This window comes from Streptomyces sp. ICC4 (genome assembly GCF_003287915.1).
GTDB classification, from domain to species: Bacteria; Actinomycetota; Actinomycetes; order Streptomycetales; family Streptomycetaceae; genus Streptomyces; species Streptomyces tritrimontium.
In genome coordinates, this window is sequence record NZ_CP030286.1 from 4,041,628 (window position 1) to 4,055,091 (window position 13,464).

At 72.5% G+C, this 13,464-nt stretch carries 12 protein-coding genes and 1 pseudogene; 3 read left to right on the plus strand and 10 right to left on the minus strand.

Annotation, left to right across the window (positions count from 1 at the left end; genetic code table 11):
- Positions 1-12: 12 nt before the first annotated feature.
- Positions 13-1,143, plus strand: a pseudogene (locus DRB89_RS18735) (glycoside hydrolase family 27 protein); the annotation flags it as partial.
- 421 nt (positions 1,144-1,564) lie between these two features.
- On the opposite strand, the gene DRB89_RS44640 reads toward DRB89_RS18735, so the two are convergent.
- Positions 1,565-1,954: a hypothetical protein gene (locus DRB89_RS44640; protein ID WP_112450756.1), complete on the minus strand. Its 390-nt coding sequence runs from the start codon at positions 1,952-1,954 to the stop codon at positions 1,565-1,567.
- A 108-nt stretch (positions 1,955-2,062) separates the two neighbouring features.
- Complete coding sequence (locus DRB89_RS18745) at positions 2,063-2,503, minus strand: STAS domain-containing protein (protein WP_112450755.1); 441 nt, start codon at positions 2,501-2,503, stop codon at positions 2,063-2,065.
- Positions 2,504-3,118: 615 nt separating this feature from the next.
- On the opposite strand from DRB89_RS18745, the gene DRB89_RS18750 reads away from it, so the two are divergent.
- Positions 3,119-3,460 carry a MerR family transcriptional regulator gene (locus DRB89_RS18750; RefSeq protein WP_112450754.1) on the plus strand — a complete coding sequence of 114 codons (342 nt, stop codon included), beginning with the start codon at positions 3,119-3,121 and terminating at the stop codon, positions 3,458-3,460.
- A gap of 30 nt (positions 3,461-3,490) precedes the next feature.
- Here the strand turns inward: DRB89_RS18750 and DRB89_RS18755 are convergent, their stop codons facing one another.
- Together DRB89_RS18755 and DRB89_RS18760 are read right to left on the minus strand one after the other, a co-directional pair.
- Positions 3,491-4,954: a hypothetical protein gene (locus DRB89_RS18755; RefSeq protein ID WP_112450753.1), complete on the minus strand. Its 1,464-nt coding sequence runs from the start codon at positions 4,952-4,954 to the stop codon at positions 3,491-3,493.
- Positions 4,951-6,150 (minus strand): hypothetical protein, encoded by a 1,200-nt coding sequence (locus DRB89_RS18760; RefSeq protein WP_112463347.1) that lies wholly within the window; start codon positions 6,148-6,150, stop codon positions 4,951-4,953. The genes DRB89_RS18755 and DRB89_RS18760 overlap by 4 nt, the downstream gene beginning before the upstream one ends.
- A 215-nt stretch (positions 6,151-6,365) precedes the next feature.
- Between DRB89_RS18760 and DRB89_RS18765 the strand changes: the two genes are divergently transcribed.
- Positions 6,366-6,776, plus strand: coding sequence for a hypothetical protein (locus tag DRB89_RS18765; protein WP_112450751.1), 411 nt, complete (start codon positions 6,366-6,368; stop codon positions 6,774-6,776).
- Between the two features lie 83 nt (positions 6,777-6,859).
- On the opposite strand, the gene DRB89_RS18770 is transcribed toward DRB89_RS18765, so the two are convergent.
- The 6 genes from DRB89_RS18770 to DRB89_RS18795 all read right to left on the minus strand — a co-directional run bounded on the left by DRB89_RS18770 (position 6,860) and on the right by DRB89_RS18795 (position 13,464).
- Positions 6,860-9,265, minus strand: a complete 2,406-nt coding sequence (locus DRB89_RS18770; protein ID WP_112450750.1) for an excinuclease ABC subunit UvrA — start codon at positions 9,263-9,265, stop codon at positions 6,860-6,862.
- An 80-nt stretch (positions 9,266-9,345) separates the two neighbouring features.
- Positions 9,346-9,762: a VOC family protein gene (locus tag DRB89_RS18775; RefSeq protein ID WP_112450749.1), complete on the minus strand. Its 417-nt coding sequence runs from the start codon at positions 9,760-9,762 to the stop codon at positions 9,346-9,348.
- Between the two features lie 10 nt (positions 9,763-9,772).
- Positions 9,773-10,192 (minus strand): helix-turn-helix transcriptional regulator, encoded by a 420-nt coding sequence (locus DRB89_RS18780; protein WP_112453728.1) that lies wholly within the window; start codon positions 10,190-10,192, stop codon positions 9,773-9,775.
- A gap of 159 nt (positions 10,193-10,351) precedes the next feature.
- Positions 10,352-11,674 (minus strand): ATP-grasp domain-containing protein, encoded by a 1,323-nt coding sequence (locus DRB89_RS18785; protein WP_112450748.1) that lies wholly within the window; start codon positions 11,672-11,674, stop codon positions 10,352-10,354.
- Positions 11,667-12,905, minus strand: a complete 1,239-nt coding sequence (locus DRB89_RS18790) for an MFS transporter (protein WP_112450747.1) — start codon at positions 12,903-12,905, stop codon at positions 11,667-11,669. Before DRB89_RS18790 ends, DRB89_RS18785 begins: the two co-directional genes overlap by 8 nt.
- Positions 12,895-13,464 carry an alpha/beta hydrolase gene (locus DRB89_RS18795; protein WP_112450746.1) on the minus strand — a complete coding sequence of 190 codons (570 nt, stop codon included), beginning with the start codon at positions 13,462-13,464 and terminating at the stop codon, positions 12,895-12,897. The genes DRB89_RS18790 and DRB89_RS18795 overlap by 11 nt, the downstream gene beginning before the upstream one ends.

Below are 13,464 nucleotides of genomic sequence, written 5' to 3' on the forward strand. Positions count from 1 at the left end.
CTCACCCCGCCCATGGGGTGGAACAACTGGGCGCACTACATGTGCGACATCGACGAGGCCACGGTCGTGGCGAACGCGGACGCCCTGGTGTCCACCGGCCTCGCCGCAAAGGGCTACGACACGGTCACCGTCGACGACTGCTGGATGACCAAGAGCCGGGACGCGGACGGCAACCTCGTCGTCGACACCGAGAAGTTCCCGCACGGCATGGCCTGGCTCGGCGAGTACCTGCACGCCAGGAACCTCAAGTTCGGCATCTACCAGGACGCCGGCCACCTCACCTGCGAGCGCTACCCCGGCAGCGGCTCCCCCGTGGGCGGCGGGCCCGACCACTACGCCCGCGACGCCCGGCAGTTCGCCGGCTGGGAAGTCGACTACGTCAAGATGGACGGCTGCAACCTGTGGGTGCCCGAGGGCACCACGAAGGAGCAGGCCTACCGGGACGCCTACAACTCCGTGGCCCGCGCGCTGCGCGACAGCGGGCGCGACATGGTGCTCTCCGCCTCCGCGCCCGCCTACTTCCAGCAGGGCGAGTGGGGCGGCTCCGACTGGCACAAGGTGATCGACTGGGTCGGCGAGACCGGCCAGCTGTGGCGCGAGGGCCGGGACATCAAGGTGTACAAGCCGGCCGCGCCGGACACCTCGCGGTGGAGCTCGATCATGGGCAACTACGGCTACAACCGCTGGCTCGGCCGGTACGCGGGCCCCGGCAACTGGAACGACCCCGACTTCCTGATCGCGGGCGCCCCCGGTCTCACCGCGGCCGAGAGCCGCAGCCAGGTCGGCCTGTGGGCCATGATGGCCGCGCCGTTCATCCTCTCCTCGCAGGTCTCCGAGCTCGACCAGGCCGGGCTCGACGCGCTCGGCAACACCGATCTGATCGCGCTCGACCAGGACCCGATGGGCCGACAGGGCGCGGTGGTCTCCTCCAACGCCACCTTCGACATCCTGGTGCGCCCGCTCGCGAACGGGGACCGCGCCGTCGCCGTCCTCAACCGGTCCGGCGCCGCCCGCTCCGTCCGCGTTCCGCTCGACGAGGTCGGGCTGCCCTCCTGCACCGTCGGCGCCAAGGACCTGTGGAACGGGCAAGTGCGCCAGGTCTCCGACGCACTGACCGGCACGGTGGGCGCGCACGACACGGCCGTCTGGCGGCTGACCCCGCGCGCCGGCTGCGCCCCGGCCGTACCCACCGGCCAGATCGCCGGCCAGGGTGCGAACCAGGGTGCCGCCTGCGCCGACGGCGCGAACACCACCGGCGTCGGCGCCGTCGTGATGGCCGCCTGTACGGGCGCGCCCGACCAGCGCTGGACCCTGGGCCGGGGCGGCGACCTGCGGCTGGCCGGCGACTGCCTCACGGCCGGCCCGGACGGCCTCGTGGAGCTGGCGGGCTGCCCGACCGACCACCGCGGCCGCGTGACGGGGCAGGGCTGGAGCCGGCGCCGAGACGGAAGCCTCGTCGACGAGGCGAGCGGGCTCCCCCGCCCCCGCGGGCCCGACCGTCACGAAGCGCCGCATGGCCGCGACGATCGTCGACCCGAGGCTGCCGCCCGCAACCCGGCAGGGCCTAAGCCCTGCCGGTGCGGGTGGTCAGCACCCGGCCCAGGTCCAGCACGCTCAGGCCGAACATCACGACGCCCAGGGGGACATGGAGCGTGGGCATGTGCGCGATGCCCAGCACCACCTGGACCGAGGCGAGGACGAGGAAGCCGGACGCGTACAGGATCGGACGGGGCGAGCCGCCGCCCGGACGCCAGGCCAGGACCGCGGCGAGCACGTAGAGCATCGTCGCGCCGTACATGACGCGGGCCCCGACGCCGTGCAGGGTCTCGCCGTACGACGAGGACAGCAGCAGCCCGGCGGTCGTCGCCTGGAAGAAGATGGCCAAGGTCTGCAGAGCTATCGCGACCTGCGGGAACGTGAGTCGGCCCGGTGCTGCCGTCGTCTGCGTGGCCATGGTGCGGCCCCCCTGTTCTGCCTCGCGGCGGTGGATCGTCAGTGTCTCGACAGTCCGACGACGCGGGCCCGCGAAATGTGAGGTGGGGCGCGGAAATCCGTCGGCGGCCTACCGCGGGAGTCCGTCCGGGCCGCCTCCGGGAAGGCGGCCCGACGGGGCCGGGGGCGGCGTCGGGTCCACGGGGAAGAGGGCCAGGGCGCCCGTGATCTCCAGGAGGCGGAGCAGCTGGGGGCCGGGGGCCGCCAGCCGGATCGCGGTGCCGGCCTCCTGCGCCGCGCGGCGGGCGGTGAGGAGCGCGTTGAGGGCGGACGAGTCGCAGAAGGTGAGGCGGCTGCAGTCGACCACCACCGCCTTGGCCGGCGAGGCGGGGGCGTTCACGTCTGCGTGGGTCTGCGCCTGGGCGAGGGCGAGGGCTTCGGTGAGGGCGAGCAGCAGGGCGGAGGCGGTCTCGATGTCCATCTCGCCGACGGGCCTGACCGCGACGGCGCGGTCCAGTACCTCCACGGCGATGTCCTTGCCGCCGGCCTCGCGGGCAGGGCGTTCGACCACGGTGGATCACTCCTTGGTTCTACGGGTCAAGGCCTGGGGGCGTTGCGGCGAGCCGGGCGGTCCGCTGCCCGCGCACGCGGATACGAGTCATGTTCACGATCGATTAGCTCCTCGTCAAACACGCGAAAATCTATCGCGGCTGGAGTAGACATTCACGTGCAGCGTGACTATGGTTTGTCTCGTAACCGAGATCTACACGCAGTACGCAGAGCGGTGCGGTGGCGGAGCTCCGAAGCCAGGTTTGTGCATGACGGCGACGGGACTGGCGACCGGACCGGGCGGCCCGCAGTGATCAGGGGCCGCCGCGAGCAGCACCCAGCAAGGCAGTACCCAGCACGTCAGCAAGTGATCGTTTCAGAGGGAAGAACGGAGGAGTTGAGCGCCATCAGGATCGCCCGGGTCGAAACACCGAGCCCGGGTACCGCAGGACATCGATGGTGAGGTGGTCTCCGGTCAAGCAACCGCGATCCCCGCGCCCCCGGCAGATTTCTGGCCGGGCCCGCGGAAAACAGAAAGTCGGCGCAGCACTGGGCCGGCAGATGGTGTAGCAGTTCCTTCGGGGCCCTGGTGCCGTTCGGCGCCAGGGCCCCTCCACGCGTTCCCTAGAGAGGTGCGATGACAGCAGACGACTCGTTCGACCGTCTCGACGACGACGACTACCCCGCCTACACGATGGGCCGGGCCGCGGAGATGCTCGGCACCACCCAGTCCTTCCTCCGCGCCATCGGAGAGGCCCGCCTCATCACCCCGCTGCGCTCCGAGGGCGGCCACCGCCGCTACTCGCGCTACCAGCTGCGCATCGCCGCCCGCGCCCGCGAGCTCGTCGACCAGGGCACCCCCATCGAGGCCGCCTGCCGCATCATCATCCTCGAAGACCAGCTCGAGGAGGCCCAGCGGATCAACGCCGAATACCGCCGCGCCGGCGACAGCCCGCAGCCGCCGCCCGCCGCCGTGTGACGCCCCGGCGTTCCGCGGACAGGCCGCCGCCTACCTCCAGTACGGGCCGTCCCGCGCCTCGTGGAGGTCCACCTGGTGCGAGGCGCTCAGCTTGGTCGTGCCCGGGCCGAGGAGGAACGGCTTGCCGTGGTCGGACAGCGTGAACTCGGCGTGCTCGCCCGTCGGCAGGATGACGGTCACCTCCACCGTGAACCCGAAGGTGGCCTGCTCGGGGCCGATCACCGCGGTGATCCCGGCCGCGCCCGGACTGCCTTCCGCGGCGCCCTCCGAGAAGGCGAACTCCTCGTCCACCGCGAGCGGCATCGACTTGCCGACACCGCGCTCGGGAGTCCAGTCCGGGTCGTACTTCAGCGAGCCGCTGGGGAACGGGCCGAGCGCGTGCAGCGTGTCGGGGTACAGGTTCCGGTTGATGTCCGGCCTCTCGTACGGCTCGTGGGCGTCCACACCGGCCGGCGCGCACGAGTAGCGGTGGCGCTCCCCGGCGTCCCCCCGGACCGATTCGAGCCGCACCCGTGCGTCCAGCACGGCCCCCTCCGTACGGGCCGGGCCGCTGATCTCCAGTTGGAGCCGGTGGTCCCCCGCCGGGACGCCCCCGCCCTTCAGCACGGACGCGTACATCCGGCGGCAGCCCACGCCGCTCAGGGCCGCTTCGGCGCCGACCGCGGACGCCGGGTCCTGGGGCGTGTCCGACTCCGCTTCCCAGCTCTGCTCCTTCGGCAGGAGCAGGGCGGCCACGGAGACCCCCGCCCGGGTCGGCCGCGGGTCGCCGAAGGCCCGGGACAGCGGGCGCGGGCCTTCGAGCGCCTCGTCGGCGGGGGTGGCCAGCGGGGTCGTCACCGAGGGTGCGAGGGTGAAGGGCCGGCCGCCGTCGTCCACGCGTACGGTGACCCGCTTGCCGTCCTCCTCCACGTCCAGTTCGAGCCACCAGGCGCAGGTGCAGGAGCTCGTCGTGACGCTGACCATGCCGCCGGCCGAACCACCGGCCCGGACGGGGAGCACGGCTCTCTCCCCGGTCGCCCCGGCGTCCAGTGAGAGCCGAACCGGGCTCACCCGTTTGTCGCCCACCTCGGGCAGGACCCTGACCCGTTCGTCTCCGTAGCTGCCGGCGCAGCCGACGTCGTCCCCCCGCGGGACGGTCAGCCGCGGCCCCTTGACCACCCGGATCCCGCGCACCACCACGGCGTGGGAGGCCGGCGCGCCGACGGCGTAGGCGACGGTGACCTGCCCGCGGGGCACGGCGCGCGATGCGGTGGCCCACTGGAACAGCGGGGTGCAGCCCAGCGCGTCGCGCATCAGCTCGGCCGGCGGCTTCCGGCCGGGCTCGGGCAGGGTCGCGGTCCAGGGTGCCTGAAGCAGCGCGGCGCCGGTCGCGCGCACCCCGGAGGCCGGCGGTACGGGGAACCGCGCGCGCAGGACCGTGACCGTGAGGGCCGAGCACAGCGCGAGGACGAGGACGGCGGCTGTCACGGCGGCCGCGGAGCGGGCCCTGGTCATCCGGTGGTCGCAGGGGTTTCGGGGGTCGCGGGGTTTTCGAGGTTGTGGGCCATCCACCCGTGGGTGGTGACGTTGCAGAGGAACCTCCCCGTCCCGGGCGGGACCCCCTGGGCGAGGGTGAACGGACCTTCGCCGCCGGCCACGATGAGGTGCTGCGGCCCCTCGCCCGCCTGCTGGGTGTAGGTGACGTCGAGCACGAACTCGTAGGTGACCGCCGGACCCGTCACCTCGGGCGCCTTGACCTCGACGTCGAAGTAGGCCGGTTCGCCCTGGGCCGCCACCTGGACCGTGCCGCTCGGGTACTGCCTGGGCGGGCCGTCCCCCGAGTCCCGCTCGACGGCGGGCCGCTCGGGGTGGGACAGGTCGAGGAGCACCCGGCTGACCTCGGAGCCGCCCTGGGGTCCACCGCACTCGTAGAGCGGGCCGGCGGGGGCGGGGTGCTGGCGCTCGATCCGGGCGCGCACGGAGGTGATGGTGGCGGGGGTCCGGGTGAAGTTCGTGAGGATCAGCCGGACCCGCATCATGCCCGCGTTGACGCCGCCCTCGCTGACCATGCCGGCGAGCGCGGCCTGGGGGTCGTCGTGGAGCCAGCGGCTCTTCTCGTACGTCGAACCCGGCGCGGAGCGCACCAGGTGGTGGTCGCTCAGCAGGTCCCACCAGACCTCGGCGTCGGCGCTGATCTTGGGTGCGCCGGGCGGTGGTTCGCTCACCGACCAGATGTCGAGGTACGCGGAGACGACCGCGGCGACCACGGCGCTGAGCACCACCCCGGCGGCGGCCAGCAGCACCGTGCCCAGCCGGCCCCGGGACCGGGTGGCGAACGACTCCCGCTCCGTTTCGGGCGCGGCCCCGGCCCCGGCTGCGGCTGCGGCTGCGGGAACAGGCTCGGCGTCGGGCTCAGCCGCGGGCTCGGCCTCGGCCTCGGCTACGGCCTCGGCTACGGGCTCGGCTTCGGCTTCGGGCTCGGCCTCGGCTCCGGGCTCGGCGTCCGCGACGGGCTCGGGCTCCGCATCGGCTTCGGGCTCCGCCGGCTCGGCGGCCCCGGCAGGCGTCGCTTCCTCGGCGGCGGCCGGTTCCGGCTCGGAGACGGGGCCCGGCTCGGATTCCGGCTCGGGCTCCGGCCCGGCCTGCGGTTCGGCGGGATCCGCCGGGTCCGCCGGGCGCACGGGGTCCTGCTCGCTGCGCGTTTCCGTCATGGCTCCCCCAAGCCTCGGCCTTGCGCACACACACCCGGCTGCCCTCCGGGGTGACGCCATGGTGCGGCACCCCCCGGCCCCGGACAGAGGCGAAAAGCAGCCGGATCCCGGAAACGGGCGGCGGATTTCCATCCCCCCGCTCCGATGATCAGCGGCGCCTCCGCCATGGACAATGGCGTTCCCACCGGCTTTTACGAACCAACGGGGGTTCCCTCATGACAGCGCACGAGACCGACGTCGTGGTCGAGTGGAAGAAGGGCGACACCGCGATCCGGTGGAGCGGACCCGCGGGCGACGTCGCGAAGCTGTGCGGGCTCCCGCCGGAGTCCGTCATGGCGTGGCGGGAGGGCGGCGAGACGCTGGTGCTGGTGGTGGAGGCGCTGGACTGCACGCCCTTCACTCCTTCGGACAACGCGGTGGTCTTCCGGGCCGACGGCTCGGAGCTCTTCCGGCTGCGCCCGCCGCGCGACCTGCTGGGCGACCCGGACGACGTACACGGCTTCGGCTCCGCCCACCCGCAGCACGAACGGCCGCTCGTGATCATGGCCACGCGCAACAGCGGCGACTTCCAGGGCCGCATCGACCTGGAGTCCGGCGAGATCACCGACACCAACACCTGGCGCTGAGCGACGGCGGGCCGCGGTGGCCGACACCACCGCGGCCCGCCCCGCCACCCGCCCGGTACGGCGCCGCCCGGTCAGTCGCCCGGTCAGCCGCCCACGTACGCCGAGAGGTGTTCGCCGGTGAGGGTGGAGCGGGCGGCGACCAGGTCCGCCGGCGTGCCCTCGAAGACGATCCGGCCGCCGTCGTGGCCCGCGCCGGGGCCGAGGTCGACGATCCAGTCGGCGTGCGCCATGACCGCCTGGTGGTGCTCGACGACGATGACCGACTTCCCGGAGTCGACGAGCCGGTCGAGCAGCCCGAGCAGCTGCTCCACGTCGGCGAGGTGCAGACCGGCGGTCGGCTCGTCGAGGACGTAGACGCCGCCCTTCTCGCCCATGTGCGTGGCCAGCTTGAGCCGCTGCCGCTCGCCGCCGGACAGCGTGGTCAGCGGCTGCCCGAGGCTGAGGTAGCCGAGCCCGACATCGGCGAGCCGGCCCAGGATGCGGTGCGCGGCCGGGGTGCGCGCCTCGCCGGCGCCGAAGAACTCCTCCGCCTCGGACACCGACATCGCGAGCACCTCGCTGATGTCGCGGCCGCCGAAGTGGTGTTCCAGCACCGAGGCGTGGAAGCGCTTGCCCTCGCACTCCTCGCAGGTGGTGGCCACCCCCGCCATCATCGCCAGGTCGGTGTAGATGACGCCGGCGCCGTTGCAACCGGGGCACGCACCCTCGGAGTTGGCGCTGAACAGGGCCGGCTTCACGCCGTTGGCCTTGGCGAACGCCTTGCGGATCGGGTCGAGCAGCCCGGTGTACGTCGCCGGATTGCTCCGCCGGGAGCCGCGGATCGCGCCCTGGTCGATCGCGACGACGCCCTCGGCGGCCGCCACCGGGGCGGACACCAGCGAGCCGTGCACGAGCGAGCTCTTGCCGGAACCGGCGACGCCCGTGACGACGACGAGCACCCCGAGCGGTACGTCGACATCGACGCCCCGCAGGTTGTGCGTGCTCGCGCCGCGGATCTCCAGCGTGCCGTTGGGCTCGCGCACCGTCTCCTTGAGGGTCGCCCGGTCGCCGAAGTGGCGGCCGGTGATGGTGTCGCCCTTCCGCAGCCCCTCGACGGTGCCCTCGAAGCAGATGGTGCCGCCGCCGCTGCCGGCGCCGGGGCCGAGGTCGACGACGTGGTCGGCGATCGCGATCGTCTCGGGCTTGTGCTCCACGACGAGCACCGTGTTGCCCTTGTCGCGCAACCGCAGCAGGAGGCCGTTCATCCGCTGGATGTCGTGGGGGTGCAGGCCGACGGTGGGCTCGTCGAAGACGTAGGTGACGTCGGTGAGCGAGGAGCCGAGGTGGCGGATCATCTTGACGCGCTGCGCCTCGCCGCCCGACAGCGTGCCGGACGGCCGGTCGAGGGAGAGGTAGCCCAGCCCGATCTCCACGAACGAGTCGAGGGTCTGGCGCAGGGTGGCCAGCAGCGGGGCCACCGAGGGCTCGTCGAGGTCGCGGACCCACTTCGCCAGGTCGCTGATCTGCATCGCGCAGGCGTCGGCGATGCTGATCTTCTTGATCTTCGAGGACCGGGCCCCCTCGCTGAGCCGGGTGCCGGCGCAGTCGGGACAGACGGTGAAGGTCACCGCCCGGTCCACGAACGCCCGGATGTGGGGCTGCAGGGAGTCGACGTCCTTGGACAGCATCGACTTCTGCATCTTCGGGATGATGCCCTCGTACGTGAGGTTGATCCCCTCGACCTTGATCTTGGTCGGTTCCTTGTGGAGCAGGTCCGCCAGCTCGCGCTTGGTGTACTTGCGGATCGGCTTGTCCATGTCGAAGAAGCCGGAGCCGCTGAAGATGCGGCCGTACCAGCCCTCCATGGTGTAGCCGGGGACCTTCAGGGCGCCCTCGCTCAGCGACTTCGTGTCGTCGTACAGCGCGGTGAGGTCGATGTCGTTGACCGAGCCCCGGCCCTCGCAGCGCGGGCACATGCCGCCGGTGATCCTGAAGCTGCGCCGCTCCTTCACCGTCTGCCCGCCGCGCTCCACGGTGACCGCGCCCGCCCCGCTGATCGAGGCGACGTTGAAGGAGAACGCCTTGGGCGAGCCGATGTGCGGCTTGCCGAGCCGGCTGAAGAGGATGCGCAGCATCGCGTTGGCGTCGGTGGCGGTGCCGACCGTGGAGCGCGGGTCGCTGCCCATGCGCTGCTGGTCGACGGTGATCACGGTCGTCAGCCCGTCGAGCACGTCGACCTCGGGCCGCGCCATCGTCGGCATGAAGCCCTGGACGAAGGCGCTGTAGGTCTCGTTGATCATCCGCTGGGATTCGGCGGCGATCGTGCCGAACACCAGCGAGCTCTTGCCCGAACCGGAGACGCCGGTGAACACCGTCAGCCGGCGCTTGGGAAGCTCGACGCTGACGTCCTTGAGGTTGTTCACGCGCGCGCCGTGTACGCGGATCAGATCGTGGCTGTCCGCTGCGTGCGGCGCCGGCGCCGGCGTGTCCGTCCCCTTGGCCCTGCTCATCGTGTCGTGCCTCCATCTGTCGGACGGGCCGTCTTCACGGTCTCCGCCTGAGTCTGCCCGGCTGCCTGCCGCAGGGGTACCTACCGCTTGCGGGGCTGGTTGAAGCGGAGCATGTTGCCGGCCGGGTCGCGGAAGGCGCAGTCGCGGACGCCGTACGGCTGGTCGACCGGTTCCTGCAGCACTTCGCCGCCGGCCGCCTGGATGCGTTCGAAGGTGGCGTCGACGTCGTCGGTGGAGAAGATCACGCCGCGCAGCAGGCCCTTGGCCAGCAGTTCCGCCATCGCCTGGCGGTCGTCCTTCGAGGCGTTGGGGTCGGCGAGCGGCGGTTCGAGGACGATCTCGACGTCCGGCTGCGCGGGTGAGCCGACGGTCACCCACCGCATCCCCTCGAAGCCGACGTCGTTGCGGACCTCCAGGCCGAGGACGTCGCGGTAGAAGGCGATCGCCTTGTCGTGGTCGTCGACGGCGATGAAGCACTGGGAGAGGTTGATGTTCATGGGTTCGACGCTACGAGGCGGGGCCGGATTCCGCTTCTCCGATCCTGACCGGTCTCGTACGGACCTTGGCGACGCACGCCGGGATGGGGGCGCCGGCCTCGTGGGGGCGGGCCCGGTAGGCGCTGGGGCTCTCGCCGACCAGCTCGCTGAAGCGCGAGCTGAAGGATCCCAGCGAGGTGCAGCCGACGGCGAAGCAGACATCGGTCACGCTCAGGTCGCCGCGCCGCAGGAGCGCCTTCGCCCGCTCGACGCGGCGGGTCATCAGGTAGTTGTACGGGGTCTCCCCGTAGGCGGCCTTGAAGCTGCGGGAGAAGTGGCCGGCCGACATGAGGGCGACGGCCGCCAGGGCCGGGACGTCCAGCGGCTGCGCGTAGTCGCGGTCCATGGTGTCGCGTGCCCGGCGCAGGCGTACCAGGTCCTCCAGCGTCATGCCCACCAGCATCGCACCGTTCCCCGGCCCGCACCGGGCCGCACCGGGCCTCGCCGGGCCGCACCGGGCCTCGGCGGGCCGCACCGGGCCTCGGCGGGCGCCGCGGGCGCACCGCGCGGCCGTGTGGTGCGGCCCGCGCGGTGCGCCCGTACGCGCGGGTCAGCCGGCGCGCAGTTCCATGAGCGCGCCCCGGCGGTCGAGCTCCAGGACGCGGGCCGTGTCGCGGGCGAGGGCCTCGGGGTCCGTGTGGGCGAGGACGACGCGGCCGTAGGAGGTGATCAGGTCGGTCGTCTTCTCGACCCGGTCCCCCGGAACCTGGCCGCAGGTGTCGAAGAGGTAGGCGGAGAGGTCCCGGCAGGACTCCCCGACCCGGTTCGCCGTGACCACTCCGGACGCCGGCGAGGACAGGAAGCACTCGACGACGCCGCGCCGCAGGGCGGGCCGGACCCCGGCCTCGCGCAGGAAGTCCGCCGGGGACACCCGCGAGGCCAGGGTGAGGTCGATCAGGGAGTGCGAGGAGGACTCCTCCACCAGCCGAGGGCCCAGACCCCCGTGCATCCGGGCGCCCGTCTCGATGAGGACCGGCCCGTCCGCGGTGAGGATGAGCTCGCTGTGGGCGGGCCCGTTCTCGATGCCCAGCGCGGACAGGACCCGCTCGACGTAGGCCGCGATGTCGGGGTGGTCGCCGACCTCCACCGAGGTCATCGCGCGGTACACGGGGTTCCCGTCGACGGTCTCCTTCGTGTAGCGGAACATGTCGACGACGAAGGCCTTGCCGTCGAGGGACACCGAGTCGACGACGAACTCGGGCCCCACCAGGCGTTCCTGGACCAGGAGTTCGGTGATGACCTCGCCGGCGAGGTCGACGCGGCCGAAGAGCCGCTCGCACGCGGTGCGGACCTCGTCCAGGTCCGCGCAGAAGAAGACCCCGTCGGTGGCGAAGGACCGCAGCGGCTTCACGACGTACTCGGCCAGTCCGCTCGCCGCGCACCAGTCGAGGAGGGACGCGGTGTCGGAGGCCATGTGGTGCGGGATGTGCGCCAGGCCGGCTTCGCGCAGCCGGCCCTGCATGAGGAACTTGTCCCGGCGGGCCTCGGAGGAGCCCGTGTTGGGGCGCATCCCCCAGTGGGAGGCCAGGGCGTCGAACGCCTCCACTCCCGGTTCGGAGCCGCAGACGAGGTGCTCCGGGCGGCCGCCGCACAGGGCCTCCAGGGCGGCGGCCGTGGTCTCGGCGTCCGTGTAGCGCACCTCGGCGGCGAAGTCCTCGGCCGGGTAGGACGCGGTGAGCGCGGGCGGCAGGGTCCGCGAGGTGAGCACGGCGATCGACCGCAGGCCGTAGAGCTCCTGCGCCCGGCGGGCGAGGGCCGAGCCGCTGGAGTACGGGTCCACCACGACGAGGGTGCCCGCCGGGGCGGCCGCGGTGGCGGTGGCGCGGATGTCGGTGCCGCGGGTGTCGGTGCCGCGGGTGTCGGTGTCAGGCATGTTCGAGGACCTTCTCTTCGCGCCCGGCCGCCGGGCCGGGCTCGGTGCTCCGCACCAGGGTCATCGCGAGCGATCCGACCAGCGCGCAGCCGGCCGAGACCCACAGGGCGCTCTGCCAGCGCCCGCCGTCGAGCAGTTCTCCGTAGACGGCGGCCGCGACGGCTCCGCCCAGGTAGAACGAGGACTGCCGCAGGGCGATGGAGACGATCTGGCGGGCCGGCGCGAAGCCCGACATCGCGACGGTGTCCAGGAGCGGCATCAGGCAGTAGTTGAACAGCAGGCGCAGCAGGTAGAGCACGGTGAAGACGGCCAGCGGCACGGTCAGGGACTGCAGGACCAGGCCGAGGACGGCGAGGACGCCGAACACCGCCGTGCTCGGGCGCAGCGAGAAGCGCCGGACCAGGACGGGCGCGAAGATGGCGCCGAAGATGCTGACGATCTTGTCGGTGCCCAGGATGAGCGAGATGTCGCTCACCGAGATGTCGTAGATCTGCGCGAACAGGACGTTGGCGAAGCGGAAGAACAGCGCGATCGACGCGCCCAGGAAGCCTGCCGCGACGAAGAGCGCCACGAAGTTGCGCTTCTCCCCCTGCGTCCGCCCGGCCCCGTGCCCGGCCGCCGCCGCCGCGGCCGCGGCGGCCGCCTTCGGGACGGCCCCGGCGGACGGGAAGCGCAGGACCAGCATCACGCAGGCGGCGAGGAAGGACAGCAGCAGGAAGAAGCGGTACTTGTCCAGGTCGCTCGTGTGGAGCCAGCCGCTGACCACGGACACCACGGCGGAGCCGACGACGCCGGCGCCCAGGTAGCTGATGAAGAACCCGCTGAACAGGCGGGTCCGGGCCTCCGCCGGGACCTGCGAGCCGGCCATCGCGTTGCCCACCGAGAGCAGGCCCAGCATGCCGGCGAGGATGAGGCTCAGGACCACGGAGGCCGAGGCGATCGAGGCCACGAACGGCAGGCCCGCGAAGGGCAGGGTGTAGAGCACCGAGGCCCCGATGAGCAGGGTCCGCTGCGACAGGTACCGGCCCAGGAACAGGAGCGGGACGACCGCGACGGCCATGGCCCCGGTGGCGATGGCGTAGATGACGCCGGCGTCGCCCTCGCTGATGCCGCGCTCGGCGAGGTAGAAGTTGAACACCACGTCGAACATGGTGTTGGCGAGCCCCATGAAGAAGGAGGCCGCCAGGTAGAAGTAGACGGGCCGCGGCACCGCGGAGAACCTACCGGGCATCGGGGACACGTCCTTCGGTGGTTTCCAGCGCGGTCCCGCAGAACTGCTCGATCAGCCGGGCCACGTGGTCCCACGGCCCGTAGCCGTCCCGCGTCGCCAGGTGCCCGCCGCCGGGGACGATCTCGACGGCGCTGTCCCACACGTCCGCGAGGTGCAGGGCCCGCGCCAGCGACAGGAACGGGTCGTTGTCGGACACCACGAGCTGCGTCCTCATCGGCAGCGGGGCCTTGGGCAGCGGTGCCTGCGGGGCGATGGCCGGCAGGGCGTCCGCCGCTTCCACATCGGCCGGAGCGACCAGGAGCGCCCCGGTGACCCGGCTGTCCCAGCGCGTCGCGGCCCACTGCGCGACCGTCACCGCCCCGCAGCTGTGGCCGATGAGGAGGACCTCGTCGTCGACGGCCCGTACGGCCTCGTCGAGGGTGGCGACCCAGCGGTCGCGCTCCACGCGCGCCCAGTCGTCCTGGACCACGCGGGAGAACCCCTCGTAGGTGTTCTCCAGGTGCGTCTGCCAGTGGTCCGGGCCGGAGCCGGTGTATCCCGGTACGGTCAAGTAGTGCAT

Excerpts from the sequence above, each read along its gene's own strand:
- DRB89_RS44640 (WP_112450756.1), bottom strand. The coding sequence starts at position 1,954 with ATGGCCACGCAGACGACGGCAGCACCGGGCCGACTCACGTTCCCGCAG.
- DRB89_RS18750 (WP_112450754.1), top strand. The coding sequence starts at position 3,119 with ATGACAGCAGACGACTCGTTCGACCGTCTCGACGACGACGACTACCCC.
- DRB89_RS18755 (WP_112450753.1), bottom strand. The coding sequence starts at position 4,954 with ATGACCAGGGCCCGCTCCGCGGCCGCCGTGACAGCCGCCGTCCTCGTC.
- DRB89_RS18760 (WP_112463347.1), bottom strand. The coding sequence starts at position 6,150 with ATGACGGAAACGCGCAGCGAGCAGGACCCCGTGCGCCCGGCGGACCCG.
- DRB89_RS18765 (WP_112450751.1), top strand. The coding sequence starts at position 6,366 with ATGACAGCGCACGAGACCGACGTCGTGGTCGAGTGGAAGAAGGGCGAC.
- DRB89_RS18770 (WP_112450750.1), bottom strand. The coding sequence starts at position 9,265 with ATGAGCAGGGCCAAGGGGACGGACACGCCGGCGCCGGCGCCGCACGCA.
- DRB89_RS18775 (WP_112450749.1), bottom strand. The coding sequence starts at position 9,762 with ATGAACATCAACCTCTCCCAGTGCTTCATCGCCGTCGACGACCACGAC.
- DRB89_RS18780 (WP_112453728.1), bottom strand. The coding sequence starts at position 10,192 with ATGACGCTGGAGGACCTGGTACGCCTGCGCCGGGCACGCGACACCATG.
- DRB89_RS18785 (WP_112450748.1), bottom strand. The coding sequence starts at position 11,674 with ATGCCTGACACCGACACCCGCGGCACCGACACCCGCGGCACCGACATC.
- DRB89_RS18790 (WP_112450747.1), bottom strand. The coding sequence starts at position 12,905 with ATGCCCGGTAGGTTCTCCGCGGTGCCGCGGCCCGTCTACTTCTACCTG.
- DRB89_RS18795 (WP_112450746.1), bottom strand. The coding sequence starts at position 13,464 with ATGCACTACTTGACCGTACCGGGATACACCGGCTCCGGCCCGGACCAC.